The 26,313-nt window shown below is 70.0% G+C and carries 25 protein-coding genes; 13 read left to right on the top strand and 12 right to left on the bottom strand.

Going from position 1 to position 26,313, the window contains the following annotated elements:
• Positions 1–6 precede the first annotated feature (6 nt).
• The 3 genes from AC1HIL_RS18045 to AC1HIL_RS18035 all read left to right on the top strand — a co-directional run bounded on the left by AC1HIL_RS18045 (position 7) and on the right by AC1HIL_RS18035 (position 2,801).
• Positions 7–1,173 carry a GNAT family N-acetyltransferase gene (locus AC1HIL_RS18045; RefSeq protein ID WP_413763705.1) on the top strand — a complete coding sequence of 389 codons (1,167 nt, stop codon included), beginning with the start codon at positions 7–9 and terminating at the stop codon, positions 1,171–1,173.
• Between the two features lie 85 nt (positions 1,174–1,258).
• Positions 1,259–2,011 (top strand): hypothetical protein, encoded by a 753-nt coding sequence (locus tag AC1HIL_RS18040; protein WP_203205660.1) that lies wholly within the window; start codon positions 1,259–1,261, stop codon positions 2,009–2,011.
• A 121-nt stretch (positions 2,012–2,132) separates the two neighbouring features.
• On the top strand, positions 2,133–2,801 hold the full coding sequence (locus tag AC1HIL_RS18035; protein WP_479672370.1) for a lysozyme inhibitor LprI family protein: 669 nt from the start codon (positions 2,133–2,135) through the stop codon (positions 2,799–2,801).
• A gap of 33 nt (positions 2,802–2,834) precedes the next feature.
• Here AC1HIL_RS18035 and ppa read toward each other — a convergent pair whose 3' ends face one another.
• A complete protein-coding gene (gene ppa, locus AC1HIL_RS18030) occupies positions 2,835–3,362 on the bottom strand; it encodes an inorganic diphosphatase (RefSeq protein ID WP_057592497.1) in 528 nt (175 codons plus the stop codon).
• Between the two features lie 263 nt (positions 3,363–3,625).
• Here ppa and AC1HIL_RS18025 point away from each other — a divergent pair, with 263 nt between their 5' ends.
• From AC1HIL_RS18025 to AC1HIL_RS18005, 5 genes are all read left to right on the top strand, one after another.
• Positions 3,626–6,130 carry a sodium-translocating pyrophosphatase gene (locus AC1HIL_RS18025; protein ID WP_057592531.1) on the top strand — a complete coding sequence of 835 codons (2,505 nt, stop codon included), beginning with the start codon at positions 3,626–3,628 and terminating at the stop codon, positions 6,128–6,130.
• A gap of 173 nt (positions 6,131–6,303) precedes the next feature.
• Positions 6,304–7,743, top strand: coding sequence for a TolC family protein (locus tag AC1HIL_RS18020; protein ID WP_479672369.1), 1,440 nt, complete (start codon positions 6,304–6,306; stop codon positions 7,741–7,743).
• Positions 7,744–8,730: an HlyD family secretion protein gene (locus AC1HIL_RS18015; RefSeq protein WP_479672368.1), complete on the top strand. Its 987-nt coding sequence runs from the start codon at positions 7,744–7,746 to the stop codon at positions 8,728–8,730. It abuts the gene before it with no gap.
• 3 nt (positions 8,731–8,733) lie between these two features.
• Positions 8,734–9,918 carry an ABC transporter permease gene (locus AC1HIL_RS18010; RefSeq protein WP_479672367.1) on the top strand — a complete coding sequence of 395 codons (1,185 nt, stop codon included), beginning with the start codon at positions 8,734–8,736 and terminating at the stop codon, positions 9,916–9,918.
• Entirely contained in the window at positions 9,918–11,066 is a 1,149-nt protein-coding gene (locus tag AC1HIL_RS18005; protein WP_296725945.1) for an ABC transporter permease, read from the top strand. Before AC1HIL_RS18010 ends, AC1HIL_RS18005 begins: the two co-directional genes overlap by 1 nt.
• On the opposite strand, the gene AC1HIL_RS18000 is transcribed toward AC1HIL_RS18005, so the two are convergent.
• Positions 11,063–11,689, bottom strand: coding sequence for a TetR/AcrR family transcriptional regulator (locus AC1HIL_RS18000; protein WP_261213832.1), 627 nt, complete (start codon positions 11,687–11,689; stop codon positions 11,063–11,065). The genes AC1HIL_RS18005 and AC1HIL_RS18000 overlap by 4 nt on opposite strands.
• A 130-nt stretch (positions 11,690–11,819) precedes the next feature.
• Between AC1HIL_RS18000 and AC1HIL_RS17995 the strand changes: the two genes are divergently transcribed.
• Complete coding sequence (locus AC1HIL_RS17995) at positions 11,820–12,671, top strand: metal-dependent hydrolase (protein WP_479672366.1); 852 nt, start codon at positions 11,820–11,822, stop codon at positions 12,669–12,671.
• A 10-nt stretch (positions 12,672–12,681) separates the two neighbouring features.
• Here the strand turns inward: AC1HIL_RS17995 and AC1HIL_RS17990 are convergent, their stop codons facing one another.
• The 8 genes from AC1HIL_RS17990 to AC1HIL_RS17955 form a co-directional block, all read right to left on the bottom strand.
• On the bottom strand, positions 12,682–13,269 hold the full coding sequence (locus AC1HIL_RS17990; protein ID WP_057592504.1) for a hypothetical protein: 588 nt from the start codon (positions 13,267–13,269) through the stop codon (positions 12,682–12,684).
• Between the two features lie 256 nt (positions 13,270–13,525).
• Positions 13,526–13,786, bottom strand: coding sequence for a hypothetical protein (locus AC1HIL_RS17985; RefSeq protein WP_057592505.1), 261 nt, complete (start codon positions 13,784–13,786; stop codon positions 13,526–13,528).
• Positions 13,773–14,144, bottom strand: coding sequence for a hypothetical protein (locus AC1HIL_RS17980; protein ID WP_057592506.1), 372 nt, complete (start codon positions 14,142–14,144; stop codon positions 13,773–13,775). The genes AC1HIL_RS17985 and AC1HIL_RS17980 overlap by 14 nt, the downstream gene beginning before the upstream one ends.
• 17 nt (positions 14,145–14,161) lie before the next feature.
• Positions 14,162–15,097 carry a DUF6999 family protein gene (locus tag AC1HIL_RS17975; protein ID WP_057592507.1) on the bottom strand — a complete coding sequence of 312 codons (936 nt, stop codon included), beginning with the start codon at positions 15,095–15,097 and terminating at the stop codon, positions 14,162–14,164.
• On the bottom strand, positions 15,084–17,000 hold the full coding sequence (locus AC1HIL_RS17970) for an iron-containing redox enzyme family protein (protein ID WP_479672365.1): 1,917 nt from the start codon (positions 16,998–17,000) through the stop codon (positions 15,084–15,086). The genes AC1HIL_RS17975 and AC1HIL_RS17970 overlap by 14 nt, the downstream gene beginning before the upstream one ends.
• 3 nt (positions 17,001–17,003) lie before the next feature.
• Positions 17,004–17,927, bottom strand: coding sequence for a fatty acid desaturase (locus tag AC1HIL_RS17965; protein ID WP_479672364.1), 924 nt, complete (start codon positions 17,925–17,927; stop codon positions 17,004–17,006).
• Positions 17,911–18,705, bottom strand: coding sequence for a sterol desaturase family protein (locus AC1HIL_RS17960; RefSeq protein ID WP_296789204.1), 795 nt, complete (start codon positions 18,703–18,705; stop codon positions 17,911–17,913). The genes AC1HIL_RS17965 and AC1HIL_RS17960 overlap by 17 nt, the downstream gene beginning before the upstream one ends.
• 9 nt (positions 18,706–18,714) lie before the next feature.
• Entirely contained in the window at positions 18,715–20,298 is a 1,584-nt protein-coding gene (locus tag AC1HIL_RS17955) for a phospholipase D-like domain-containing protein (protein WP_479672363.1), read from the bottom strand.
• Positions 20,299–20,463: 165 nt separating this feature from the next.
• On the opposite strand from AC1HIL_RS17955, the gene AC1HIL_RS17950 reads away from it, so the two are divergent.
• Together AC1HIL_RS17950 and AC1HIL_RS17945 are read left to right on the top strand one after the other, a co-directional pair.
• Entirely contained in the window at positions 20,464–21,027 is a 564-nt protein-coding gene (locus AC1HIL_RS17950) for a peroxiredoxin (RefSeq protein ID WP_261213847.1), read from the top strand.
• A gap of 42 nt (positions 21,028–21,069) precedes the next feature.
• A complete protein-coding gene (locus tag AC1HIL_RS17945) occupies positions 21,070–22,503 on the top strand; it encodes an aldehyde dehydrogenase family protein (protein WP_057592513.1) in 1,434 nt (477 codons plus the stop codon).
• Between the two features lie 74 nt (positions 22,504–22,577).
• Here the strand turns inward: AC1HIL_RS17945 and AC1HIL_RS17940 are convergent, their stop codons facing one another.
• Both AC1HIL_RS17940 and AC1HIL_RS17935 read right to left on the bottom strand, forming a co-directional pair.
• A complete protein-coding gene (locus AC1HIL_RS17940) occupies positions 22,578–23,468 on the bottom strand; it encodes a ZIP family metal transporter (RefSeq protein ID WP_057592532.1) in 891 nt (296 codons plus the stop codon).
• Positions 23,469–23,506: 38 nt separating this feature from the next.
• The gene (locus AC1HIL_RS17935) at positions 23,507–24,157 is read right to left on the bottom strand and encodes a superoxide dismutase (protein WP_057592514.1); all 651 of its coding nucleotides are present in this window, start codon (positions 24,155–24,157) and stop codon (positions 23,507–23,509) included.
• Between the two features lie 186 nt (positions 24,158–24,343).
• On the opposite strand from AC1HIL_RS17935, the gene AC1HIL_RS17930 reads away from it, so the two are divergent.
• Positions 24,344–25,051 (top strand): hypothetical protein, encoded by a 708-nt coding sequence (locus tag AC1HIL_RS17930; protein WP_479672362.1) that lies wholly within the window; start codon positions 24,344–24,346, stop codon positions 25,049–25,051.
• Positions 25,052–25,164: 113 nt separating this feature from the next.
• Entirely contained in the window at positions 25,165–26,310 is a 1,146-nt protein-coding gene (moaA, locus tag AC1HIL_RS17925; protein WP_479672361.1) for a GTP 3',8-cyclase MoaA, read from the top strand.
• The last annotated feature ends 3 nt before the right edge of the window (positions 26,311–26,313 follow it).

Raw genomic sequence — 26,313 nt, 5'->3', positions numbered from 1 at the left:
ACAGGCTTGAACGATTATGTCATTCGGGTTGTCGCGTCGCCGTCGGACGTGAGCCCGCAGGCCTGGAACGCGCTGCTCGCCGCGCAGGCCGAACCCTCGCCCTTCATGCGCCACGAGTACCTGGCCGCGCTGCACGAGAGCGGCAGCGCCACGCCCGAGAGCGGATGGACGGCCCAGTTCTTCACCCTCTGGCGCGGCGACACACTCGAGGCCGCCTGCCCGGTCTACGTCAAGGACCATTCCTATGGCGAGTACGTGTTCGACTGGGCCTGGGCCAACGCCTACCAGCAGCACGGCCTGGCCTACTACCCGAAGGCGACGGTCGCAGTGCCGTTCACGCCCGTGCCCGGCGCGCGCCTGCTCGCGCGCGACGCGGCCGGCCGCGCGCTGCTGGCCCAGGCGCTGGTGGCCTGGTGCAAGGAGAGCGAGCTGTCGTCGCTGCACCTGCTGTTCGGTGCCGAGGCCGACATCGAGGCCTGTACCGAGGCCGGGCTGATGCTGCGGCACACGGTGCAGTTCCATTGGCAGAACCCGGCGCCCGGCTACGCGGACTTCGAGGCCTTCCTCGCGAGCCTCTCGCACGACAAGCGCAAGAAGATCCGCCAGGAACGCCGCAAGGTCGCCGATGCCGGCGTGAGCTTCCGCTGGTCGCGCGGGACCGACATCACGCGCGCCGACTGGGACTTCTTCTACCGCTGCTACGCGCGCACCTACCGCGAGCACGGCAACCCGCCCTACCTCACGCGCGACTTCTTCCATCGCATGGCCGACACGCTGCCCGAGGCCTGGCTGCTGTTCGTCGCCGAGCGGGAGGGCAAACCGATCGCCGCCAGCCTGATCGCGCTGGCCACCGACGATGGCACCGGTCGGCCGCTCGTGGCCTACGGTCGCTACTGGGGCGCGGTCGAGCGCGTCGACTGCCTGCACTTCGAGGCCTGCTACTACCAGCCGCTGGCCTGGTGCATCGCGCACGGCGTGCAGCGCTTCGAGGGCGGTGCGCAGGGCGAGCACAAGATGGCGCGCGCCCTGATGCCCGTGAAGACCACCAGCGCCCACTGGCTCGCGCATCCGGCCTTCGCCGACGCGGTCGAGCGCTTCCTCGAGCGCGAGGGCGAGGGCATCGAGAACTACATGGACCACCTGGGCGAGCGCAGCCCGTTCAAGGCCGCCTGAAAGCGACGGTGGGCCCGCGTCAGGCCACGGCCAAACACGGCTGCTATAAACCCCGGCAGATCGCCAACAACAAGGGGAAAAAGTCATGCCATTCGTCGGCCTGGGTCTGCACATCCTGATCGCGCTGTTCTTCGCGGTGCACGCGATGCGCCACGGCAAGCAGATGTACTGGCTGCTGATCCTGTTCAGCTTTCCGCTGCTGGGCAGCATCGTCTACTTCGTGGTCGAGTACCTGCCCGCCTCGCGCATGCAGCGCACCGCGGGCAAGGTCGCGAGCGCGGCCATCGGCTTCATCGATCCCGAGCGCGAGTACCGCGCGGCCGAGCAGGCCTACGACCTCGCGCCCACGGCGCAGAACAAGCTGCGCCTCGCCAAGGCCGCACTCGACCGCGGCCAGGCCGGCGAGGCGGTCGGGCACTACCGCGATGCGCTCAAGGGCCCGCTGGCCTCCGATCCCGAGCTGCAGTTCGGCCTCGCGAGCGCGCTGCTGGCCGCGGGCGGTCCCGGCGCGGGCAGCGAAGCGATGCAGGCGCTGCAAAGCCTGCGCTCGACCCGCGACGACTACCGCAAGGACGAGGTCGCGCTGCTGGTGGCCCGCGCCCTGGCCGCCGAGGGCCGCAACGACGAGGCGCGCCAGGCTTTCGAATCGACCCTGAGCCTCTACAACACCGTCGAGGCGCGGGCGCGCTACGTGGCCTGGCTCGCGCAGCAGGGCGACGGCGCCGCCGCGCAGCGCCAGTGGGACGAGCTCCAGCAGGCCGCGCGCCACTGGAACTCGCACGCCCGCTCGGTCAACCGCGAATGGATGCGGCTGGCCGGCGACGCGGCCCGCGGCTGAGGTCGAGCCCGAGGCTCCGACCAAGGGCATAGCCGGCCCTGCCGTTCGGCAGATCGACAGCGGTCGGCGCGGGAACGAGCATGCGGCCATCGCGCAAGCCCGGCGCGCAGGAGAGCACCGCATGCCCGCATCGATCCGCCCCTTCTTCCCATGGGCGATGGCCCTGGGCCTCGCGGCCCTCGCCTGCGTCCCGGCCCATGCCGCCAGCTTCGACTGCGCCAAGGCCTCGAACCCGACCGAGAAGACCATCTGCGCCACGCCAGCGCTCTCGCTGCAGGACGAGAGCATGGCCGACCTCTATCGCAAGCAGCTTGCGACACCCGATGCCGGCCAATGGGCCGCCTACCTGAAGCGCGACCAGCGCGACTGGCTCGCGGTGCGCAACCGGCACTGCAAGGCCGACGTGAAATGCCTGCGGGAGGACTACGAGCGGCGCATCCGCTACCTGGCGGAGCCGCTGCTGCACTGGACCGGCCGCTACGTGGAGGGCCGCTGTCCGAAAGACGGGCGCTTCCTGGACGTGACGCCATCGGACGACGGCGGGCTCGACATCGAGCTCTACATCTGCCCCGATGCGCGCGGCAACATGCTGCTGCAAGGCCGTGGCCGGCTCGACGAGCGGCAGCGGCTGGTGGTGCCGTTCGGCGGGCGTTGCACCCGCACCCTGCAATTCGGCACCGACCGCATCGTGGTGACCGACACGCCCGCGGGCGCCGCGGAATGCACGAGCCCGTCGACGGCCGGCACCTTCGTGCGCGATGCGCGCCGGTCGCCGTTCGAGCAGGAGTGACTGCCCCGGAGCGACCGACACGCGCCTACCGCATCACTTCTTGTACGCGGCGATGCCGTCGAGGATTTCCTTGCGGGCGGCGTCGATGCCTTCCCAGCCCAGCACCTTGACCCACTTGCCGGCCTCGAGGTCCTTGTAGTGCTCGAAGAAGTGGCTGATGGCCTTCAGGCGCATCGGGTTCACGTCGTCCACCGATTTCCAGTGACTGTAGATCGGCAGCACCTTGTCGGTCGGCACGGCCAGCACCTTGCCGTCCACGCCGGCTTCGTCTTCCATCATCAGGATGCCCAGCGGGCGGCAGGGCACGACCACGCCCGGCAGCAGCGGGTACGGCGCGATCACCAGCACGTCGACCGGGTCGCCGTCGCCCGACAGGGTCTGCGGCACGTAGCCGTAGTTGGCCGGGTAGTACATGGCCGTGGTCATGAAGCGGTCGACGAAGATCGCGCCCGATTCCTTGTCGACCTCGTACTTGATCGGGTCGGCGTTCATCGGGATTTCGATCACGACGTTGAAGTCGTCGGGAACGTTCTTGCCGGGGGAAACTTTGTCGAAGGCCATGTCGTTATCGAGTAGTTGAAAAGTATGAGAGGGATGCGGACAAACCCGAAGTTTACTTTCCGTGTCATGGACCCGTCGCACGCGATTTCGTTTTTGCCTGTAAATTGCAGCCGTTGGCCAATCGGCTCCGCACCCCGGCTCCCCGGGATGCAGCGAGCTTCGAGGAAGCAACGCGGCGGAAATCTCGACTCCCGCGCGTTGCACGCAACGGATCCTCGCGCTTTCCGTCTCCACGTCACAACGAACGAATGGAGAAGCAACGCATGAATGGCAACACCCCCCTCATCCTCGCCATCGTCTGCGGCCTCGTTGCCGTGGCCTACGGCATCTGGGCCCGAAGTTGGATCCTCGCCAAGGACGCGGGCAACGCGCGCATGCAGGAGATCGCGGCGGCGATCCAGCAGGGCGCGGCGGCCTACCTGGCCAAGCAGTACCGCACCATCGCCATCGTGGGCGTGGTGCTCGCGATCCTGATCGCCCTCTTCCTCGACCTCACGACCGCGGTCGGCTTCGTGGTCGGCGCGGTGCTCTCGGGCGCCTGCGGCTTCATCGGCATGAACGTCTCGGTGCGCGCCAACGTGCGCACCGCGCAGGCCGCCACCCAAGGCATCGGGCCGGCACTCGACGTGGCCTTCCGAGGCGGCGCCATCACCGGCATGCTGGTGGTCGGGCTGGGCTTGCTGGGCGTCTCGATCTTCTACTGGTTCCTGGCCTCCAGGGGCCTGCCGAGCGGCAACCATGCGCTGGCGGCGCTGCTCAATCCGCTGATCGGCTTCGCCTTCGGCTCCTCGCTGATCTCGATCTTCGCGCGCCTCGGTGGCGGCATCTTCACCAAGGGCGCCGACGTCGGCGCCGACCTGGTGGGCAAGGTCGAGGCCGGCATCCCCGAGGACGATCCGCGCAACCCCGCGGTGATCGCCGACAACGTGGGCGACAACGTCGGCGACTGCGCCGGCATGGCGGCCGACCTGTTCGAGACCTACGCGGTGACGCTGATCGCGACCATGGTGCTCGGCGCGCTGATGGTCACGGCGGCGCCGGTCAACGCGGTGCTCTATCCGCTGGCGCTGGGCGGCGTGTCGATCGTCGCGTCGATCATCGGCTGCTTCTTCGTCAAGGCCTCGCCGGGCATGACCAACGTGATGCCGGCGCTCTACAAGGGCCTGGCGGTGGCGGGCATCCTGTCGCTGATCGCTTTCTGGTTCGTCACCAGCTGGCTCATCCCCGACAACGCGCTCGGCGCCGGCGGCAGCCAGCTCAAGCTGTTCGGCGCCTGCTTCGTGGGCCTGGCGCTGACGGCGGCGCTGGTGTGGATCACCGAGTACTACACGGGCACACAATACAAGCCGGTGCAGCACATCGCGCAGGCCTCGACCACGGGCCACGGCACCAACATCATCGCGGGCCTCGGCGTGTCGATGCGCTCGACGGCCTGGCCGGTGATCTTCGTGTGCATCGCCATCCTGGCCTCGTACGCGCTGGCCGGCCTGTTCGGCATCGCGGTGGCCGCGACCTCCATGCTCAGCATGGCCGGCATCGTGGTGGCGCTGGACGCCTACGGCCCCATCACCGACAACGCCGGCGGCATCGCCGAGATGAGCGAGCTGCCCGCGAGCGTGCGCGACATCACCGACCCGCTGGACGCTGTGGGCAACACCACCAAGGCCGTGACCAAGGGCTATGCCATCGGTTCGGCCGGCCTCGCGGCGCTGGTGCTGTTCGCCGACTACACGCACAAGCTCGAGAGCTTCGGCCTGAACATCAGCTTCAACCTCAGCGACCCGATGGTGATCGTCGGCCTGTTCATCGGCGGCCTGATCCCCTACCTGTTCGGCGCCATGGCGATGGAGGCCGTGGGCCGCGCGGCGGGCTCGGTGGTCGAGGAAGTGCGCCGGCAGTTCCGCGACATCCCCGGCATCATGGAAGGCACCGCCAAGCCCGAGTACGGCAAGGCCGTGGGCATGCTGACCGGCGCGGCCATCAAGGAGATGATGATCCCCTCGCTGCTGCCGGTGCTGGTGCCGATCGTGGTCGGCCTGCTGCTCGGTCCGAAGGCACTCGGCGGCCTGTTGATGGGCACCATCGTCACGGGCCTGTTCGTCGCCATCTCCATGTGCACCGGCGGCGGTGCCTGGGACAACGCCAAGAAGTACATCGAGGACGGCCACTTCGGCGGCAAGGGCAGCGACACGCACAAGGCCGCCGTCACCGGCGACACCGTGGGCGACCCCTACAAGGACACGGCCGGCCCGGCCGTGAACCCGCTGATCAAGATCATCAACATCGTGGCCCTGCTCATCGTGCCGCTGGTGGTGAAGTTCCATGCCGGCGATGCGACGGCCGCCGTGCCGCCCCCGGCACCGGTCGCCGCCATGGCACCGGCCGCGGTCAGCACACCGGCCGGTGCCGTGGCCTCGGGCGCGGTGACCGCGGCCGAAGCCGCCGCGGTCAAGGTCGAGAACGGCGTGGTCAAGTTCTACTTCGCCACCGGCAGCGCCGAGGTCGCGCCCAATGCCAGGGAGGCACTGGCCGACGTGATCAAGGCGGTGCAGAGCGGCAACACGGTGCTGGTGAGCGGCTACCACGACGCCACCGGCGACGCCGCGAAGAACGCCGAGCTCGCCAAGCAGCGCGCGATGGCGGTCGGCGATGCGCTCAAGGCCGCGGGCGCGCCCGAGGACAAGATCGAGCTCGCCAAGCCCGAGCAGACCCAGGCCGACGGCCCCGCGGGCGAGGCGCGGCGCGTCGAGGTGAAGGTGAAGTCCTGAGGCTCGCGCCCGACTGAAACGCCATTCCGCACGGGGCGACGCTGCATCGGCGTCGCCCCGTTTTTCTTGCGCGCCGGAAAACGCACCCCATCGAAGCGAGGTGCGCGCGCCACGTTTCGCGTGACCGGGCCGCGCCGGCCCGCTACGCTTGCGCGCCAGGCATTTCGAATCCGATGACACACCTTCACCTTCGCAACGCCCTCGTCCAGGCCCTGGCGCCGCTGCTGCTCGCGGCCACCGGCGGCACGGCCTTCGCACAGGCGCCTTCGCCAGCCGACGACGTCACCTCCCTGAGCTTCGACGCCGCGCGCGCCCGCATGCTCGACCGCTCCGACAAGCTGGCCGCCGCGCGCGCCGCAGTCGAGGCCAAGCAGCTGCAGAGCGATGGCCTCAAGCGGCTGGGCGGCCCGGTGGTCAGCGTGTCGGGCCTGGCCTATGCGTACAACGCCAACCTGAACCTCGACCTCGATCCGCTCAACCAGAAGCTCGGCCAGATCGGGCAGGCGCTGCCGCCCTCGATCCAGAGCTTCATCGCGCGCGTGCCGATACCGCAACTGCCCAACAGCTACACCCTGAACCGGCACGACACCGGCTCCAACGCCTCGGTGTCGGCGGTCTGGCCGATCTACCTGGGCGGCGCCACCGACGCGGTGCGCGGCTTCGTCTCGGCGCAGACGCGCGAGGCCGAGGCCGATGCCGAACAGGCCAGCCACGAGGTCGACACGCTGCTGGTGCAGCGCTACTTCGGCGCCCAGCTCGCGCAGCGCGCGGCGCAGTTGCGCGCGCAGGCCGAGCGCACCATCGCGCAACACGACGCGGCGGCGCAGAAGATGCTCGCGGCCGGCGTGATCTCGCGCGTCGAACGGCTGCAGGCCGGCGCGGCCTACGAGGAGGCGCGCCGCAACGCACGCAAGGCCGAGAACGACGCCGCGCTCGCGGCCGTGGCACTGGCGCGCACGGTGCGCGCCGAGGGCCGCGTGGCGCCGCAGACGCCGCTGTTCGTGATCAGCGCGCCGGTCGAGCCGCTGGGCTGGTTCATCGATTCGGCGCTCAACCGCCACCCGGGCCTCGAGAAGGTCGCGGCCAAGAAATTGCAGGCCGAGCAATTGCACGAGGGCGAGGAAGCGCTGCGCCGCCCGCAGGTGATCGCCTTCGGCACGCGCCAGCTCAAGAGCGGCAATGCCGACTGGGTCGCGGGCCTGGGTGTGCGCTGGACCCTGTACGACTCGGTCGACCGCGATGCGCTCTCGGCCGCGTCGCAAAAGCAGGTCGAGCAGGCCGAACGCACCGGCGCGCAGGCGCGCAGCGACATCTCGCTGCTGGTGGAACGCAACTGGCGCGCGCTCGACAACGCGCGCCGCCAGTACCTCGAGATGCAGGCCTCGGTGGAACTGGCGCGCGAGGTGCTGAAGCTGCGCACCTCGGGCCTGCGCGAAGGCACCAGCACCACGCTCGACCTGATCGACGCCGAGACCAACCAGGCCAAGGTGCTGACCGAGCGCGCACAGGCCGCCAACGAGTACGTGCAGGCGCTGGCCCAGCTGCTCGAGAGCGCGGGCTTGTCCGACCGCTTTTCCGACTACATCGCGCGTGCCGACGTGAAGGTGAACTGAATGATGAGTGCCAAGACCCGCAAACTGATCGCGATCCTGGCCGCGCTGCTCGTGCTGGCGCTGCTGGCCTGGGGCTTCTGGCGCGCCTCGCGGCCCGCGCCCGAGGTGTTCCAGGGCCAGATGGAGGCGCGCGAGACCGACGTGGCCGGCAAGGTGACGGCGCGCGTGGCCGAGGTGCTGGTGAAGGAAGGCGACCGCATCCAGGCCGGCGCGGTGCTGGTGCGCATGGACAGCCCCGAGGTGCGCGCCAAGCTCGCGCAGGCCACCGCCGCCGAGCAGGCCGCGCAGGCCGTGGCCCAGAAGGCGCAGAACGGTGCACGGCCGCAGGAGATCGAGATGGCGCGCATGCAATGGCAGCGCGCCGAGACCGCGGCCCAGCTCGCGCAGACCTCGTTCCGTCGCGTCGACGGCCTCGCGCGCGAAGGCCTGGTGGCCGACCAGAAGCGCGACGAGGCCGAGGCCAACTGGAAGGCCTCGCGCGACGCGGCGATCGCCGCCAGGGCGCAGTACGACATGGCGCGCGCCGGCGCGCGTCCCGAGGACCAGGCCGCGGCCAGCGCGCAGGCGCGCCAGGTCGCAGGCGTGGTCGCGGAAGCGGAAGCCGCCAAGGCCGAGACCGAGCTGCGCAGCCCGGTGGCCGGCGAGGTGGCGAAGGTGCTCGCCAAGGTTGGCGAACTCTCGCCGCAGGGCGTGGCGGTGGTCACGGTGGTCGACCTGGCCGAACAGTGGGTGGTGCTCAACGTGCGCGAGGACCGGCTGCCGCGCTTCGCGATGGGCAGCGAGTTCGAGGCCCGCCTGCCCGCGCTGGCCGAGGACCGGCGCACGGCGCGCTTCAAGGTCTACTACAGCGGCGTGCTGCCCGACTTCGCGACCTGGCGCGCCACCCGCGGCGGCGCCGGCTTCGACGTGCGCACCTTCGAGGTCCGGGCGCGGCCGCTGCAGCCGATCGAGGGCGCGCGGCCCGGCATGAGCGTGCTGGTCGACTAGCACATGAGCCTTCGCGGCTTCTCCACCGCCAGCGCACGGCGCGAGTTCGCGCTGCTGCGCGCGCGGCCCTGGGACCTCGCAATGATCACCTGGGTGCCGCTGCTCGCGGTGCTCCTGATCTGGTGGATCTTCTCGGCCGGCCTGCCCGAGCGCTTGCCGATCGGCGTGCTCGACCAGGACCGCTCGGCGCTGTCGCGCCAGATCGTGCGCTTCCTCGATGCCACGCCGGGCCTGCGCGTGGTGCAGCGCTTCGACGACGAAGGCGCGATGGCGCGCGCGCTCACCAGCGGCGCGGTCGATGCCGCGGTGCAGCTGCCGCGCGATCTCAACCGCGAGGTCAAGCAGGGCCGAGCAGGCCAGGTCGTGCTGCTGCACAACGCCCAGCTCGGCACCCATTCGAGCCTGATCCAGCGCGACGTGCGCACGGTGGTCGCCACGGTCTCGGGCGGGGTCGAGCTCGCGGTGCGCAACAAGCGCGGCGAATCGATGATCGCCGCGCGCGCGACCATGGAGCCGCTGAAGGCCGGCACCGTCGCGCTGTTCAACACCTCGGGCGACTACGAGCAGTTCCTCGGCGCCGCGCTGATCCCGGCGCTGCTGCACATCCTCGCGATGACCGCAGGCGCCTGGGCCGTGGGCCGCGAGCTGCGCGACCGCAGCATCGGCGGCTGGCTCGGCGCCGCGCCGCGCTGGCACGAGGCGCTGGCCGCACTCGCGGGCAAGCTCGCGCTGCCGTTCGCGAGCCTGTCGCTGGTCGGCATCGCCGCCATGCTGTGGATCACGGCCGGGCGTGGCTGGCATCCGGTGGGCTCGCTCGGCTGGACGCTGTTCGCGCTGGTGGTGTTCCTCGCGCTGTCGATCGCGCTCGGCGGCTTCGTCGCGGCGCTCACGCGCTCGCTGCGCACCGCGCTGTCGGCCACCGGCTTCATCACCGCGCCGGCCTTCGCGTTCGGCGGCGTGGGTTTCCCGCTGGTGGCCATGCCCGCGCTGGCGCAGCTGTGGGCCGCGCTGCTGCCCTACACCCACTACGTCCGCGTGCAGATGGAGCAACTGCAGATGGGCGCGCCGCTGGCCTATTCGGCCGCGACGCCGCTGTGGATGGTGGTCGGCACCGCCGTGCTGCTGGCCGCGACGGCCACCGCGCTGGGCCGCGCGGCGCGCGCGCCCGATTCGTGGGGCGGCCGCTGATGGACCACCACCGCGCCCTCGCCCGCTTCGGCGCCGCCTGGAGCGACACCGCGCTGGCCGTGCTGCGCGACAAGGGCGTGCTGCTGATCATGCTGCTGGCGCCGATCATCTACGGCTTCTTCTACCCCTGGCCCTATGGCACGCAGGCCGTGACCCGGGTACCGGTGGCGGTGGTCGACCAGGACCACACCGGTCTGTCGCGCCAGATCGCGCGCTTCGCGATGGCCAATCCGCGGCTGGACGTGCGCCTGGTCACGGCCGATGTGCACGAGGCGCAGCAGGCCCTGTGGCGCGGCGAGATCGAGGGCTATGCATTGCTGCCGGCCGACCTCAAGCGCAGCGTGCTGCGCGGACTGCCGGCGGTGGTGAGCATCGAGGGCAACGGCGCCTATGCGCTGCTCAACAAGGCGGTGCTCTACGGCTTCTCGGAAGCGGTGGGCACGGTCTCGGCCGGGGTCGAGATCCGCAAGCTGCAGGCCGGCGGCCAGAGCGCCGTGCAGGCGGCGCGCAGCCGCAGCCCGCTGGTCACGCAACTGGTGGCGCTGTTCAATCCCACCGAGGGCTACGGCAGCTACGTGGTGCCGGCAGTGGCGCTGCTGATCCTGCAGCAGACGCTGCTGATGGGCACCGCCATGCTGGCCGGCACCTGGGCCGAGGCGCGGCGGCTGCGCGCCTCGATGAGCGCCTGGCTGGGCCGGCTGGCGGCGCTGTCGGGCTTCGGCGTGCTCAGCGGGATTTTCTATTTCGGCTGGGTGTTCTTCCTGCAGGACTACCCGCGCGGCGGCAACCCCTTCGGCGCGCTGATGCTGCTGGCCTTCTACGTGCCCGCGATCTGCACGTTGGGCCTGCTGCTGGGCTGCTGGTTCCGCGACCGCGAACGGGCGCTGCAGGTGCTGCTGTTCACGGCCCTGCCGATGGCTTTTCTGTCGGGCTTCTCGTGGCCGGTCGAGGCCCTGCCCGCCCCGCTGCAGGCCCTGCGCTGGCTGTTCCCGAGCACGGCCGGCATCCAGGCCTCGCTGCGGCTCAACCAGATGGGCGCGCCGCTGCACGACGTGCTGCCGCACCTGGGCGTGCTGCTGGCCTTGCTGATCGCGGGCCTGCTGGCGCTGTGGTTCGGGGCGACGCCGCGGCGCGCGGCACCCGCCTAGCGCTGGCTCTCCGCCGCCACCGCGCGCACCAGCCGGGTGGCCGGCGCGACCAGCTCGCGCAGGTCGCCCGCGCGCTCCTGCTCGATGGCCTGCAGCACCAGCTCGTTGATGCCGCCGACCACCGTCATCGCCATCTCGCTCGTCAGGTGCGCCTGCGGGCCCGGGCCGGTCGTGCCGCTGCTGTTGATCGCGGCCTGGATGAAGTTCGCGATCTCGTCGTTGACCCGGCGCCGCGCCACCAGCCCCGGCATGCCCAGGCCCAGGATCTCGACGAACAGCGTGCGCAGCAGCACCGGGTCCTGCGCCAGATAGTCGAAATAGGCCGTGATCGCGCGCTCCACCTGGGCATGCCAGGGCTGCACCGGGTCGAAAGCCTCGCTGACCGCCTGCAGCGCCAGGTGGCTGGCTGCCTCGTAGAGCGCGATCAGGCATTCGGTCTTGGTCGCGAAATGCTCGTAGAAGGTGCGGCGCGACACCGCGGCCTCGCGCACGATGTCGGCAATGGTGGTGTCGGCGTAGCCCTTGGCGGCCACCGCGCGGGCCATGCCCTCGAGCAGCCGGTGGTAGTGCTCGTTGCGCGATTCGGCCGGAGTCTGGGAGGTGTTGTCGGTGACGGCACTCATGAACGGAACATTTTCCTACGCGCTGGTACTTGACAGTACCAAGCACCCGGAGGCACCATGCAGGCATTGCGGTACGCATCTGTACCACACCCCTTGCCACCACCATTCCGGATTCACGAGGATTGTCTTCATGAGCACCGAACTCGTCGTCCGCCGCCTTCTGATCGATCTCCAGGCCCCGTTTGCCCGCGACTGGTGCGGCGGCGATGCATTCTCCACCGCCTTCTTCAACGCCCTGTCGATGAGTTTTCCCTTCGGCGAGCAGTTCTTCATCGACGCGGTGCGCGACGCCGTCGCCACCCTGCCGCCCGAGACGCAGGACAAGTACCGCGCCGAGGTGCGCGGCTTCATCGGCCAGGAAGCGACGCACCGGCGCATCCATTCGCTGTTCAACGCCCACCTCGAGAAGCAGGGCCTGGTCGACCGCTGGACCGAGCGCGCGAGCAAGCGGCTGTCGCTGATGGAAGGCGCCGACCCGCGCCATGCGCTCGCGGTGACGGCCGCCACCGAGCACTTCACCGCCATGTTCGCCGAGTGGCTGCTCGCGCATCCGCAGATCCTCGACGGCGCCGAGCCCCGGCTGCGCACGATGTGGCTGTGGCACAGCGCCGAGGAGCTCGAGCACAAGAGCGTGGCCTTCGACGTCTACCGGGCTGCGGGCGGCTCCGACGAATGGCGCACGCGCTGGTTCCGCCGCGTCACGCTGATGTTCCTCGGCGACCTGATGCACCAGACGCTGGCCAACCTGCGGCACGAGAAGCAGCTGTGGAAGTGGTCGACCTGGAAGAGCGCCGCGCGCATCCTGCTCGCGCGCGACGGGCTGCTGCGCGGCAACTACGCGATGTGGCGCCGCTACCTGCGCGCCGATTTCCATCCCGCCCAGCAGGACAGCAGCCTGTCGGAGCGCTGGCTCGTGGACAACCGCGCGGCCTACGTGCCGGTCGGCGCGGCCGCGGCGCAGCCGGAAGCCGCCGCGGCCTGAGCGCGGCCCTTCAGAAGAAGCTGGTGCGGTGCTGCGGCACCGTGCCGCTCGCCTGTTGCTGCGGATCGACGCGCAGCGGCACCTCGTGCAGGGTGTCGAAGTCCGAGGGCGCATCGGGCACGCGCATCACGGCCTCGAGCTCATGCATCGAGGCCACCCAGCGGCCGGCCGGCGACTCGGCCGGCTCGTCGTTGGCAAAGGTGCCGTCGCGGATGTAGAAGGTCTCGCCCTCGGGGCGCTCCCCGTGCAGCTCGACCAGGCGCGCGATCGAGAAGTTGTAGGTCACCAGTTTCTCGCGCGTCAGGCGGTCCTTGCCGCCGCAGTTGAACGAGCCCTCGGCCGCGATCACGATGCAGGAACCGTCCACGCTGCTGTCGGTGCCATGGCCCGAGCGCCAGATGGCGTTGGGCAGCCGCACCCGCACCTTGTCGATGACCAGGTCGCGCTGCTTGTTGAGGCTGCCCAGCGGCGGCACCAGCGAACGCAACTGCCGCAGGCGCTCGGCGAAGTTGTCGTCCATCACGAATTCCACATGGTGCGACGCGCTGCCCGAGGACCGCTTGACCACCTGCATGACGACGTGACGCGGTTTAGCCACGGCAGCTTCCTTTTGCGCGCGCGGACGGCCGCACTACGCCAAAAGCACCCATTGCCTTGCTGCAAATCATCTGATGTCGGCCTGAAATTAGAACTTTTTTACCAATGCAATTACATGCATCAATTGTTTCTAACTGTATAACTATTGCGGCCATCATGGAAGTCGCACGACGCGATGCCCGCACGGGCATGTCGCCAAGGCGTCGCCCCGCCGTGCTAGACGAGACGCGCCGAATAACGCCCTTGCGGGCGTTGCGTCATTCGGGCGACGACGGCGCGGCCGCGGCGGCTTCCAGCGCCTCGTCGAGCGCCTTGCAGGACGGCGCGCAGACGGTCTGGGATTTGCCGAGCACCTGGCGGGTGCGCAGTTGCGAGCGCACGCGGTGCTTGCCGCACATGAAGCACGACATGGTGGCGCCGCTGAACGACGCGGAGGCGCGGAACGGGGACCCCGGCGTCTTCGACTTGTAGCGCAGGCCGTCTTCCAGGACGGCAGTCTTCACCTCAGCCTTGGCCATCGGTTTCTTCCTTCTTCTTCGGTTCGGGGCGGCGCATGGCGCGCGCGATCGCTTCCCTGGCGCGGGTCTCGGCCGCCAGCGAGGCGTCGAGCGCGGAGCGGCACAGGCCGGCGTGCTGGTAGTTGAGGTTCTCGTACACCTCGGCGGCGGCCGGATAGGCGTCGAGCAGGCGACTGAGGTCGGCGCCCGATTCGACGTCTTCGAACTCGTGCACCAGGTGCGCGACCACCGAGCGGTACTGCTCGGCACCGACGGGCACCTTGCTGTGATCCAGCCGCTCGAGCAACTGGGCCAGCACATGGGTCACCGACAGATCGGTCTTGGGGGACGGAGTGTGGGTCGTGTTCATGGTCTGCATCTGGGGACAGCATACCCCTATGCAAGTGGCGGGGTGTCGGCCGAAGCCCCTTCCCCGGCCGGGACGAAGCCGGATTCGCCGCCTTCGCCGTGCCTTGCGGCCTTCATGCGCTGCAGCAGGCTGTGCAGCATCTCGGTCGAGAGCCCGTGGATCACCAGCCGGTGCCCGGCCCGCAGGGTCGACAACGGCACCAGCGGGTGCTTGTTGTTGACCAGGATCAGGTGCTCGGGCGCCGCGAGGATGGTGGCGGCATAGATGCCGATGGTTTCATCCAGTTGCAGCGAGTTGGCGGCGCGCCAGAAGTCGTTGTCGGTCAGCATCAGCTGGTAGAGCGGCGTGAACAGCTCGATGGCGCTTTGCAGGTCCAGGAAGTTGAGGCGGCCGCGCGGCATGTCTTCCAGCCGCAACGCGGGCTCCCGGATCATCGAGAAATCGGGTGCCTCCGCCTTGCCCAGCGCCAGCCCGCGGTCGCGCAGCGCCTGGTTCAGCCGGATCACGAAATTGAACAGGTTGAGGTCGTGCTTGAGGAACATGTCGTCCTTCAGCGCCTCGATGTCCGGCGGCTCCAGCGGCGAAGTGGCGACCGGCGCCGGCGAATTGCGCCCGATGAAGGCCAGCACCTGCGAGCCCAGGTGGAAGTGCCGCAGGATCAGCCAGTTGGCCTCGGGCGACACGAAATGCTGGAGCCCCCAGGCCAGGATGCGGTGCAGCAGCCGCGAGTGCGACCAGTTGCGCGGCACGAACACCTTCACGACCTGGATCAGGATGATGGTGGCGCGCGCGATCGGCCGCAGGAACGGCAGCAGGTACTGCCGCGAGCCCGAGCTCGAATCGGCGAGCCAGGCCGCCTTGACCTCGTCGGGCAGCGGCGTGCTCTGGTCGAGGTAGAGCGCCAGCCAGGGGCTGGGATCGCGCTCGTCGTGCCCGCGGGCCAGGAATTCAGGCGTTCGCATGGGAAATCCGCTCGGTGATGTGCTGGAACTGCATCAGGTAGAGGGCGGCCGTATGGCGCGCCGTGTCGGCGATCTGGCGCGCGGCGCGCGCCTGGCCCTCGACGGCCATCACCATCTCGACCGCGAGCAGCCAGCGGTTCAGGTGGTTCTCGTCGTTGTGGCCGTGGTATTCGAGGAAGCGGAAGGCATCGGGCGGCAGCCGCAGGCTGGCCTTGAGCAGCGGCAGCAGCGCCGGCACGATGCGCTGGCCCGTGCCCTCGATGATGTAGATCGCGCCCAGCAGGCCGATCGGGTCGCGCGTGGCGGCCAGTGCATGCAGGTAGGCGTTGAGCGCCTCGCCGCCCGGGTTGCGGCGCAGGTCCTCGATGCGCTCGACCGTGCCGCCGGCCTTGCGGTAGTCGCTGAACAGGATCTGGAAGTCGTTCTGCTCCTCGCCCGCGTGCACGCCGATCAACGACGACAGCGCCTGGTACGGCTCGCTCAGCGAGGCCGCGCCCTCGCGCATCCAGAGGCTGCCTTCGCGCACCTGCGGCACCCACTGCTCCATCCAGTTCAGGTAGTCGGGCACGGCGAAGCGGCGCTCGCGGATCTGCCGCACGAGCGGCGTGCGCCAGACGCGCGAGCGGTAGTCGTGCCAGATGGCGGCCAGTTCGGTCAGCAGCGCGCCCAGGCCCTCGGGCGCGGCGGCCGGGTCGTGCGGCGGCGCGATCACGAGCTCGTCGTCGGCCGTGGCTGCAGCGGCGCGCGGCGCCACCGTCACGGGCGACGCCTCCACCGCTTCCACCTCGAACAGCATGTAGGCCGCCATGAAGCGCCCCGACTCCGGCACGTAGCAGAAGACCTGCTCGCCGGGCTTCAGCGCTCGCGTGTGGAGGAACTCGGCCAGCATCACCAGGATCGACGCCGCCCCGGTGTTGCCGCGCCACGCGAGGTTGCTCCACCAGCGCTCGCGCGGGATCGACAGCTCGGCCTTGGCCATCAGGTCCTCGACCACCGGGATGAACTTCTCCGACGAGTAGTGGCACAGGAAATGGTCGACGCGCTTCGGATCGAGCCAGCCGTCGCGCACCAGCCCCGCGTACTCGTGGATGCCGATGTCGAACAGGTGCGGCAGCAGCCGGATGTCCTGGCGCAGCGACAGCGCGCCGGCCGCCTCGGCCTCGGACCAGGAGGCGAAGTCGAGGTGGCCGCGCGCGCGGTCCTCGGTCAGGCCCAGCTGCATGCAGACCGGGTAGTCGCCCGAGAACGAGCGCTGGTGCACCCACTTCAGGCGCAGCCGCAGGCCCGGCGAGCCGGCCAGCGCGGGCGCGCCATCGGACAGCAGCAGCGCCCCGGCGCCGTCCGACAGCATCCAGCGCAGGAAGTGCGAGTCGAAGTCGGTCTCGTAGCCGCGCGCCGCGAAGCGCGAGCGCTTGAACAGCCGCGAGGGCATCTCGCTGGCCACCGCGAGCGCCGAGCGGTGCGCGCCCAGCTCGATGCCCTGCGCCGCGGCCTGGATCGCCGACACGCCGGCCGCGCAGATGCCGTGCACCGCGAGCGTTTCCATCGGCGCTGCGGCGAGCTCGCCCTGGATCATGTTGGCGAAGCCGGGCATCAGCGTGTCGCCGCCCGAGGAGCCGCTGGCCAAGAGCGACACGCGCGACAGCTCGGCGCCGCCGCGGCGCAGGCAGTCGCGGATCGCGCCGGCCGCCATCTGCGCGTTGGTGTGGCGCGTCGCGCCTTCGGCATCGATCGCGTAGTGGCGCGTGCGGATGCCGTTCTCGGCCAGGATGCGGCGCTTGATGCGCTCGGACATCCGGTTGAGCGGCGCGATGAAGTCGTCCATGCGCTCGTTGGGCACGGGGTCGCCCGGCATGAAGTAGCCGGCGCTTTCGAGGTAGACGCGTTGGAAGGGAACTGGCATGTGTCAGGAAGTGAAGGAATCGCCCGGCATCAGCGGTCGGCTGCGCCATCGCGGCCAGAGCGCGCCGAGCACGAACACGCGCGCCATGTACGGCACCAGCCCGCCCTCGTTGAGCGACGGATCGACGCGCGCGCGGTAATGCGTGCGATGCAGATGCGTGAGCTCGGACCAATGGGCATGCGGATTCTCGTGGTGCGCCGTGTGGAGCCCGATGTTGAACAGCAGCGGATTGACCCAGCCCTCGAAATTGCGCGCGTAGTTCAGCGGAGTACCCGGGGTATCGCCGCGCGCCCCCCGTGCGGGCCGGCGGCCGTCGGCATGCGCGTGCTGCAGGTAATTGGTGGCCAGCAGCCAGTGCAGGCCGTGCAGTTGCGGCAGGATCACGAACACCAGCGCCTTGCGCCAGTCGAGCGCGAGCAGCGCGGCCCAGCTCGCGAGCCACAGCGCGTACTGCGCCATGCAGTAGCGCCAGGCCCCGCGCCGATGGCGATACAGCCGCCCCAGCCACGCCATGAACAGCGGGAACAGCACCCACACCGCCTGGAACGGATGCAGCAGGTAGCCGCGCAGGTGGTTGGTGTCGCCGCCGAAGCGGTAGGTGCGCGCCACGTCCTTCGGGCCATGGCGATGGCGGTGATGGTTGGCCACGTGCGCGGGCCAGAACACGAAGGTCGGATGGCCCTGCAGCAGCGTGATCCAGAAGTCGGTCAACCGGTTCATGCGCCGGCCGCGCCACATGCGCAGGTGCACGTGGTTGTGGTGGATCACGCCGACGCCGAGCGTGAGGAACAGCATCGGCGCATAGAGCCAGAGGCTGAACCCATGCACCCATTGCCAGGCGGCGAGCGCCGGCAAGGCCGCCAGATAGAACAGGCTCTGCCAGTCGCGCCAGTGACGCAGCCGCGGCATCTCAGGCCGGCCTGCCATCGTGCGTGGCCGCACGGCCGCGCTGCCTGTCGCGAAAGCCCCGGAACAGCGGCTCGGCCGCGTCGGCCGCGATGCGGGTGCCGAACAGCCGGTCCATGAAGGTGAACTGGAAGCCGTAGTTGCCGTTGTGGCAGGCGTGGTGCAGGTGATGGCGGCGGCTGGCCGCGAACCAGTGGCTGTACGACACGCGCGGGAAGAAGTCGTAGTTCGAATGCCCGACGCTGTTGAAGAACAGGCTGAACACCGGCACCGAGGCCAGCGACCAGAAGCTGAAGTCGTGCAGCACCATCGGCAGCAGGATCACGTTGCCGAGCATCGCGGCCTCCAGCGGATGGAAGCTGTAGGTGGCCCAGGGCGTGGTCACGAACGAGCGGTGGTGGGGCCCGTGGAAGCGCCGCAGCCAGCGCGTGTGCAGCAGCCGGTGGTTGAGCCAGAAGTGCACGTCGTTCCACAGCGCGAGCACCACGATCTCGGCCACGACCTGGCGCCAGCCCGCATCGGGATCGAGCCGCGCCCAGCCCAGCTGCAGCAGCCCCCAGGGAAACACCATGCCGAGCCCGAAGATCAGCACCGAGATGCCCGATTGCGTGAGCTCGCGCCGCAGTTGCCCGGGCTGCAGCGGCCGCGGGTCGAGCACCCGGCCGATGCCCAGCGCCGGCAGCACGCGCCGGGTCAGCAGGGCATTGAGCGCGCCGAAGCCGAGGTAGATGCCGCCGAAGAACAGCAGCCCCCACAGCATCACCTGCGGGGCGGAAAGGGACGTGAAGGTCTGCGCCATCCCCCGAGGCTACAGCAGCATCTCGGGCACGATCGGGGCGATCAGCATGTTGTAGAAGCGCTGGAAGAAATCCGACTCGGGCTCGGCGGTCAGGATCAGCTCCTTCTCGCCATCGGTCGTGAGCCATTCCAGGGTGCCCGTGCCCTTGGCCAGCCGCAGCCGGTAGGAGTTCTGCAGCTTGCTGATGTTGATCACGCGCAGCATCTCGCGCGCGAGCTGCGGGCTGTCGGCCACCACGCCCATCTCGGTGTTCTGGCTGGCCGAGCGCGGGTCGAGGTTCATCGAGCCGATGAAGATGCGGCGCTTGTCGATGGCCGCGGTCTTGGCATGCAGCCGGCCCAGCGACTTGCCGAACATGCCGAAGCGCTCGCCCGCGCTGGTGCGCTTGGGGCTCAGCTCGTAGACGTCGGCACCGCTGCGCAGCAGCCGCTCGCGGTAGCGCACGTAGCCGGTGTGCACCAGCGGTTCGTCGTTGGCGGCCAGCGAGTTGGTCAGCAGCGTGAGCTTGACCTTGCGCTTCGTGAGCTCCTCGAAGGCCGCCATGCCGCGCTCGCCCGGCACCAGGTAGGGCGAGGTCAGGTCGACCTCGCTCTGCGCGTCGAGCATCAGGGTCCAGACCTTCATCGTCACGCTGGTGGCGATGGCCTCCTCGGCGGTCATGGTGGTCGGCTTGGTCGGCGGATCGGCGATGGCGCGCGCCTCGCCCCACAGGAGGCCCATGCGGCCCGCGTCGAGTTCCTCGGCGATCGGCCCGTAGCCGAGGATGTCGACCGGCGGCAGCACGATCTTCGGCGGCGGCGCGGCCATGCCGATCCAGGCGTCGAAATCGGCGGCCGCCGGCGCCCGGCCGCCCTCGCCCGTCACGATCTCGGCCACGGGCCAGACCTGCCGGCTGTTCCAGTAGGTGTCGAAGATCGATTCGAGCTGCGGCACCACCTTGCCGACCACCAGCGCGTCCATGTCGATGAAGTTCTGCGCCTCGCTGAGCACGAAGTACTCGTCGGCGATGTTGCGCCCGCCCACCACGGCCATCGCGCCATCGGCGATGAACAGCTTGTTGTGCATGCGGTGGTTGAGCCGCGCGATCTCCAGCGGCGAGGCCGCGAAGCGCGACAGCAACCCGCCGCCGCGCCCGCAGCAGAAGGGGTTGAACAGCCGCACCTGCACGTTGGGCACGGCGGCCAGCGCCAGCAGCAGTTGCTGGCTCTTCATGGTGTAGAGGTCGTCGACCAGCAGGCGCACCTGCACGCCGCGCGCGGCCGCCTCGCGCAGCGAACGCAGCAGCAGCCGGCCGGTGGCGTCGTTCTCGAGCTGGTAGTACTGCACCACGAGCGAACGCTGGGCCCGCTGCGCGAGCTGGATGCGCGCGTCGAGCGAATACACGCCCAGCGGCATCAGCCGGAAGCCCGAGTGCTCGCCGGGCGGCGTCGAGGCCTCGGCGATCCTCGCCAGCCGGGTCGAGGGATCGAAGGCCGCGGCATGCTCGGCGGGCCGTTCGCGCGCGGGCGGCAGCGCACCGCAGGCGGCGAGCGCCGCGGCCACGCCGAGGGCGTACACGAGGCGCAGCGCGCGCCGGATCCAGGCATTCGTCATTTCTTCCGTCCTTCCCCACCATCGGCGCGATGAGCGCGCTCCCGGGGCCGCATCTTCCCTCTTTTCGAGCGCGGCCCCTGCAGCGGGTACGGCGCGCACGCCGCGCCGGTTTCGGCGGCGGCATCGTCCTAGAATCCGCCCCCACAGCGACCGGAGCACACCGCCATGCAACTTCCGACCTTCTCGCGCGCGGCATTCGGAACCCTCACCCTGGCCGCGGCGGCACTCTGCGCACCCGCCCACGCCGCGCTCGACATCGGCGACCCCGCGCCCCGCTTCACCGCCACCGCGGCGCTCGGCGGCAAGACCTTCCGCTACTCGCTGGCCGATGCGCTCGCCAAGGGCCCGGTGGTGCTGTACTTCTTTCCGGCCGCCGACTCGAACGAGTGCTCGATCGAGGCCCATGCCTTCGCCGAGGCCATCGACCAGTTCGCGGCCCTGGGCGCGACGGTGATCGGCGTCTCGGCCGACGACATCGACACGCTGTCGAAGTTCTCGGTCAAGTCCTGCCAGAGCCGCTTTCCGGTGGCTTCCGACGAGTCGAAGAGCGTGATCCAGTCCTTCGACGCGGTGATGCAGACCCGGCCCGACTTCGCCAACCGGCTGTCGTACGTGATCGCGCCCGACGGCAAGGTCGCCTCCTACTACCAGAACCTCAATCCCGACAAGCATGTCGAGCGCATGCTCGATGCGGTGAAGGCGCTGCCCAGGGCCGCGGCCGGGCGCTGACCGCCGCGCGGGGTTTCGCCGCTTCGCGCAGAATCCCGGCCCATGCAGCTCAACTTCATCGCCAACGCCGACGTTCCCTCGGCCTCCGGCCGCACCCTCCCCGTCATCGACCCTTCCGACGGCCAGCCCTACGACGAAATCCAGCGCAGCAATGCCGCCGACATCGACAGCGCGGTGCGCGCCGCGCGCGACTGCTTCGAGGGCGTGTGGCACAAGGTCAGCGCGGCCGACCGCGGCCGGCTGCTGTTCAAGCTCTCGCAGAAGATCGCCGAACACGTCGACGAGCTCGCGGCCATCGAGCAACGCGACTGCGGCAAGCCCGTGAAGCAGGCGCGCGCCGATGCGCTCGCGCTGGTGCGCTACTTCGAGTTCTATGCCGGCGCCTGCGACAAGCTGCACGGCGAGACCATCCCCTACCAGGACGGCTACAGCGTCTTCACCTGGCGCGAGCCGCACGGCGTGACCGGCCACGTGATCCCCTGGAACTACCCGATGCAGATCTTCGGGCGCAGCGTGGGCGGCGCGCTCGCGGCCGGCAACGTCTGCGTGGTCAAGCCGGCCGAGGACGCCTGTCTGTCGCTGATCCGCGTGGCGCAACTCGCGGCCGAGGTGGGCTTCCCGGCCGGCGCGCTCAACATCGTCACGGGCTACGGCCACGAGGTGGGCGACGCGCTCGCGCGCCACGAGGGCATCGACCACATCAGCTTCACCGGCAGCCCGAAGATCGGCACCTTGATCCAGCAGGTGGCGGCCGAGCGCCATTGCCCGGTCACGCTCGAGCTCGGCGGCAAGAGCCCGCAGATCATCTTCGCCGACGCCAACCTCGACGCCGCGATCCCGGTGCTGATCAACGCCATCGTGCAGAACGCCGGCCAGACCTGCTCGGCCGGCTCGCGCGTGCTGGTCGAGCAGGCCATCTACGAACCGCTGCTCGAACGCCTGGGCCATGCCTTCGAGGCACTGCGCGTGGGCCCGGCCGCGATGGACCTCGATGTCGGCCCGCTGATCCGACAGACCCAGCAGCAGCGCGTGTGGGACTTTCTGAGCGACGCGCAGGTGGCCGGCATCCCGATGGTGGCGCAGGGCATCGTGGTCGACGAAGCGCCCGAGACCGGCTTCTACCAGGCGCCCACGCTGCTGCGCGACGTGCCGGTGACCCACCGCCTCGCGCAGGAGGAAGTGTTCGGCCCGGTGCTCGCCGCCATGGCCTTCGCCGATGAAGACGAAGCGGTGGCGCTCGCCAACGCCACCCAGTTCGGCCTGGTCGCCGGCATCTGGACCGAGAACGGCGCGCGCCAGTTCCGCATGGCCAGGCGCGTGCGCAGCGGCCAGGTGTTCATCAACAACTACGGCGCCGGCGGCGGCGTCGAGCTGCCCTTCGGCGGCGTCAAGTCCTCGGGCTATGGCCGCGAGAAGGGCTTCGAGGCGCTGTACGGCTTCACCACGCTGAAGACGGTGGCGGTGAAGCACGGCTGAGATCGCCTCCCTTCAGGAAAAAACGCGGCGGACCGCCAGGCCCGCCGCGTTTTTTTCTTGCGCGCCGAAGCGGCTCAGCCCAGCGCCGTGTCGAGCAGCATCATCAGCACGAAGCCGACCATCAGCCCGCCGGTGGCGAAGGCCTCGTGCCCCTTGCGGTGCGACTCCGGAATGATCTCGTGGCTGATCACGAACAGCATCGCGCCCGCCGCGAAGCCCAGGCCCCAGGGCAGCAGCATCGCCGAATGGCCGACCACGGCCGCGCCGAGCACCGCACCCAACGGCTCGACCAGGCCCGAGGCCATGCCGATCAGCACGGCGAAGCTGCGGCTGTAGCCCGCGGCCAGCAGCGCCACCGCCACCACCAGGCCCTCGGGCACGTCCTGGATCGCGATGCCGGTGGCCAGCGCGTCGGCGCGCAGCCCATTGTTGGCCGCGTAGCCGACGCCGATTGCCAGCCCCTCGGGCACGTTGTGCAGCGCGATCGCGAAAACGAACAGCCAGGTGCGCCGGATCTGGCGCGCCGCCTGCCCTTCGCGACCCTTGATGAAATGCTCGTGCGGCAGCACGCGGTCCATCACCATCAGCGCGATGCCGCCGAGCAGGATCGCGCCGCCGATCACGCCGCCGGCGGCCCAGTCGCCGCCGCCGAAGACGCCGATCGACTTGGCCGCCGCGAGGCCCGGAATGATCAGCGAGAAGGCGCAGGCCGCGAGCATCACGCCGGCGCCGAAGCCGAACAGCGTGTCCTGCACGCGGTCGGGCAGGCGCTGCGAGAAGATCACCGGCGTGGTGCCCAGCGCCGTGGCGAAGGCCGCCACCGAGCCGCCGAGGAACGCGTTCCAGACCACCGGGTCGGCGGTCACGAAACGCCAGAAGTGCGCCACGACGACGACCGCGCCGGCCGCCACGATCGCCAGCCCGAGCCATTCGCGCGCGCTGCGGGCGGGACGCGGACCGTGCATGGCGGGGGCCGCGGCCGGTTGCTCGGAGCTGTCGGGGTTCATGCGCCGGAATTTCCGCCGCGCAGCGCCGCGGCATGGCGACGGGCCACCTCGGCCCAGTTCACGACGTTGTAGAAGGCCGCGATGTATTCGGGGCGGCGGTTCTGGTACTTGAGGTAGTAGGCATGCTCCCACACGTCGAGCCCGAGGATCGGCACGTTGCCCGAGCCGATGCCGCGCATCAGCGGGCTGTCCTGGTTGCCGCTGCTCTCCACCGCGAGCTTGCCGGCGGGCGTGACCGTGAGCCAGGCCCAGCCGCTGCCGAAGCGCGTGAGCGCGGCCTTGGTGAAGGCTTCCTTGAAGGCCTCGAAGCCGCCGAGGTCGGCATCGATGGCCTTGGCGAGCTCGCCTTCGGGTGCACCGCCGCCGCCCTGGCCCACGGGCGCCATCACGGTCCAGAACAGGCCGTGGTTGGCGTGGCCGCCGCCGTTGTTGCGCACCGGCGCGCGCAGGGCCTCGGGCAGTTGCTCGACGCCGGCGATCAGCGCCTCGACCGGCTGGCCTTCGTGCGGCGTGTCCTTCAGCGCGGCATTGAGGTTGTTGACGTAGGTCTGGTGGTGCTTGCCGTGGTGGATTTCCATCGTCTGCGCGTCGATATGGGGCTCGAGCGCGTCGAAGGCATAGGGCAAGGCGGGAAGAACGTAGGGCACGATGACAAAGCTCCTGGTTGAAAGAAGCCCTTTGCGTCGTCCATTCGCTACGTACTCAGGCGTACAAATGATAATTGTTCGCATTGTCCATGTCCAGACAGGCTGTATGGGAATGGCGAGAACCCGCCAGGCGGGGCGCGGCCGATACACTGGCCGGGCCGTCGCCGCCTGCGCAAAGAACGCCCGATGAACGCTCCACGCCCCCTGCCCTTCGTCCGCCTCCTTCCCGTGCTCGCGCTCGCCGCCGCCGGCCTCGCCCGCGCCGAGTTCGCCTCGCCGCCGCCCGGCGAATACATCTACCAGGGCGGCAACGGTGCGCTGCGCATCAAGCCCAACGGCCACTTCGACATCACGACCATCGGCGCCAACGCCCACACCTGTGCCCTCGACGGCACGCTGGCGCGCGGCACGGCGAAGCTCGACGACTCGAGTTGCGTGGTGAACTTCAGCGTCGACGGCGGCACCGTCAAGGTCGGCACCAACGGCGCCGACCAGTGCCGCGACAGCTGCGGCGCCCGCGCCACCTTCGAGGGCACCTACACCCGCCCGGCCCCGGCCTGCACCGACAAGGCCGTGGCCGCCTCGCGCCAGGGCTTCAAGCGCCGCTACGACGCGCGCGACTACGCCGCCGCCCTCACCACGCTGGCGCCGGTGCTCACCGAATGCGACAAGACCCTGGACTGGATCAGCAAGGGCTGGATGCGCAACGACCTCGCGCTGACCCAGTACAAGCTCGGCGACCGCGCCGCCTGCCTGCGGACCCTGGCGCCGCTGGCCGAGAGCGCGGGCAAGAGCGACGAGAAGATCCAGGAGGAGTACCCGCCGGCCGACGCCGAGATCTACCTGCCCGTGGTGCGCGCCACCCGCACCAACCTCAAGCTCTGCCGCGGCTGAACCGGCCCCGAATCGCCGAAGCTTGACCGCGGGCAAGGTCCGCGGCGGCGCGATCCAGTAGCCTGCGCGGCACGGGCCCTTGGCCCATGGCGCAAAATCGGAGCTTCCGCCCCATGAACACCCGCAGCAGCCACAGCACCGTCATCCCGATCGCCGAGATCGGCCGCCAGCGCGCGGCCCTCGCCGTGCCCGGGATCGCGCTGCCCGCCACCGGCGCGCTGCACGACCGCCTGGGCCGGCCGCTGACCGACCTGCGCATCAGCGTGACCGACCGCTGCAACTTCCGCTGCAGCTACTGCATGCCGAAGGACGTGTTCGACAAGGACTACCAGTACCTGCCGCACAGCGCGCTGCTGAGCTTCGAGGAGATCACGCGGCTGGCGCGCCAGTTCGCCGCGCACGGCGTGCGCAAGATCCGGCTGACCGGCGGCGAGCCGCTGCTGCGCAAGAACATCGAGGGCCTGATCGAGCAACTGGCCGCGCTGCGCACGCCCGCGGGCGATCCGCTCGAGCTCACCCTCACCACCAACGGCTCGCTGCTCAAGCGCAAGGCCGCCGCGCTCAAGGCCGCCGGCCTGCAGCGCGTGACCGTGAGCCTCGACAGCCTCGACGACGCCGTGTTCCGCCACATGAACGACGTCGACTTTCCCGTCGCCGACGTGCTCGCCGGCATCGAGGCCGCGCATGCCGCGGGCCTGGGCCCGATCAAGGTCAACATGGTGGTCAAGCGCGGCACCAACGAGCAGGAGATCCTGCCGATGGCGCGCCACTTCCGCGACCGGCTCGACGGCCGGGTCGTGCTGCGCTTCATCGAGTACATGGACGTCGGCGCCACCAACGGCTGGCGCATGGACGAGGTGCTGCCCTCGGCCGAGGTGGTCGCGCGCATCGGCGCCGAATTCCCGCTGCGCCCGCTCGAGGCCAGCGTGGCCGGCGAGACCGCCCAGCGCTGGGCCTATGCCGACGGCCGCGGCGAGATCGGCGTCATCAGCAGCGTCACGCAGGCCTTCTGCCGCGACTGCAGCCGCGCGCGGCTGTCGACCGAAGGCAAGCTCTACCTGTGCCTGTTCGCGAGCGCCGGCCACGACCTGCGCCCGCTGCTGCGCGGCGGCGCCAGCGACGAGGAGATCGCCTCGGCCATCGGCCATGTCTGGCAGGGCCGCGCCGACCGCTACTCGGAATTGCGCGCGCTGCGCGGCCCCGACGACGGCGGCGCCCAGGCGCAGCGCCGCGTCGAGATGAGCTACATCGGCGGATGAGCG

The sequence above is a fragment of the Variovorax sp. ISS6 genome (genome assembly GCF_056523145.1).
This window is presented reverse-complemented; position numbering and strand designations above follow the sequence as displayed.

Excerpts from the sequence above, each read along its gene's own strand:
- AC1HIL_RS18040 (WP_203205660.1), top strand. The coding sequence starts at position 1,259 with ATGCCATTCGTCGGCCTGGGTCTGCACATCCTGATCGCGCTGTTCTTC.
- AC1HIL_RS18035 (WP_479672370.1), top strand. The coding sequence starts at position 2,133 with ATGCCCGCATCGATCCGCCCCTTCTTCCCATGGGCGATGGCCCTGGGC.
- ppa (WP_057592497.1), bottom strand. The coding sequence starts at position 3,362 with ATGGCCTTCGACAAAGTTTCCCCCGGCAAGAACGTTCCCGACGACTTC.
- AC1HIL_RS18025 (WP_057592531.1), top strand. The coding sequence starts at position 3,626 with ATGAATGGCAACACCCCCCTCATCCTCGCCATCGTCTGCGGCCTCGTT.
- AC1HIL_RS18020 (WP_479672369.1), top strand. The coding sequence starts at position 6,304 with ATGACACACCTTCACCTTCGCAACGCCCTCGTCCAGGCCCTGGCGCCG.
- AC1HIL_RS18015 (WP_479672368.1), top strand. The coding sequence starts at position 7,744 with ATGATGAGTGCCAAGACCCGCAAACTGATCGCGATCCTGGCCGCGCTG.
- AC1HIL_RS18010 (WP_479672367.1), top strand. The coding sequence starts at position 8,734 with ATGAGCCTTCGCGGCTTCTCCACCGCCAGCGCACGGCGCGAGTTCGCG.
- AC1HIL_RS18005 (WP_296725945.1), top strand. The coding sequence starts at position 9,918 with ATGGACCACCACCGCGCCCTCGCCCGCTTCGGCGCCGCCTGGAGCGAC.
- AC1HIL_RS18000 (WP_261213832.1), bottom strand. The coding sequence starts at position 11,689 with ATGAGTGCCGTCACCGACAACACCTCCCAGACTCCGGCCGAATCGCGC.
- AC1HIL_RS17995 (WP_479672366.1), top strand. The coding sequence starts at position 11,820 with ATGAGCACCGAACTCGTCGTCCGCCGCCTTCTGATCGATCTCCAGGCC.
- AC1HIL_RS17985 (WP_057592505.1), bottom strand. The coding sequence starts at position 13,786 with ATGGCCAAGGCTGAGGTGAAGACTGCCGTCCTGGAAGACGGCCTGCGC.
- AC1HIL_RS17980 (WP_057592506.1), bottom strand. The coding sequence starts at position 14,144 with ATGCAGACCATGAACACGACCCACACTCCGTCCCCCAAGACCGATCTG.
- AC1HIL_RS17975 (WP_057592507.1), bottom strand. The coding sequence starts at position 15,097 with ATGCGAACGCCTGAATTCCTGGCCCGCGGGCACGACGAGCGCGATCCC.
- AC1HIL_RS17970 (WP_479672365.1), bottom strand. The coding sequence starts at position 17,000 with ATGCCAGTTCCCTTCCAACGCGTCTACCTCGAAAGCGCCGGCTACTTC.
- AC1HIL_RS17965 (WP_479672364.1), bottom strand. The coding sequence starts at position 17,927 with ATGGCAGGCCGGCCTGAGATGCCGCGGCTGCGTCACTGGCGCGACTGG.
- AC1HIL_RS17960 (WP_296789204.1), bottom strand. The coding sequence starts at position 18,705 with ATGGCGCAGACCTTCACGTCCCTTTCCGCCCCGCAGGTGATGCTGTGG.
- AC1HIL_RS17955 (WP_479672363.1), bottom strand. The coding sequence starts at position 20,298 with ATGACGAATGCCTGGATCCGGCGCGCGCTGCGCCTCGTGTACGCCCTC.
- AC1HIL_RS17950 (WP_261213847.1), top strand. The coding sequence starts at position 20,464 with ATGCAACTTCCGACCTTCTCGCGCGCGGCATTCGGAACCCTCACCCTG.
- AC1HIL_RS17945 (WP_057592513.1), top strand. The coding sequence starts at position 21,070 with ATGCAGCTCAACTTCATCGCCAACGCCGACGTTCCCTCGGCCTCCGGC.
- AC1HIL_RS17940 (WP_057592532.1), bottom strand. The coding sequence starts at position 23,468 with ATGCACGGTCCGCGTCCCGCCCGCAGCGCGCGCGAATGGCTCGGGCTG.
- AC1HIL_RS17930 (WP_479672362.1), top strand. The coding sequence starts at position 24,344 with ATGAACGCTCCACGCCCCCTGCCCTTCGTCCGCCTCCTTCCCGTGCTC.
- moaA (WP_479672361.1), top strand. The coding sequence starts at position 25,165 with ATGAACACCCGCAGCAGCCACAGCACCGTCATCCCGATCGCCGAGATC.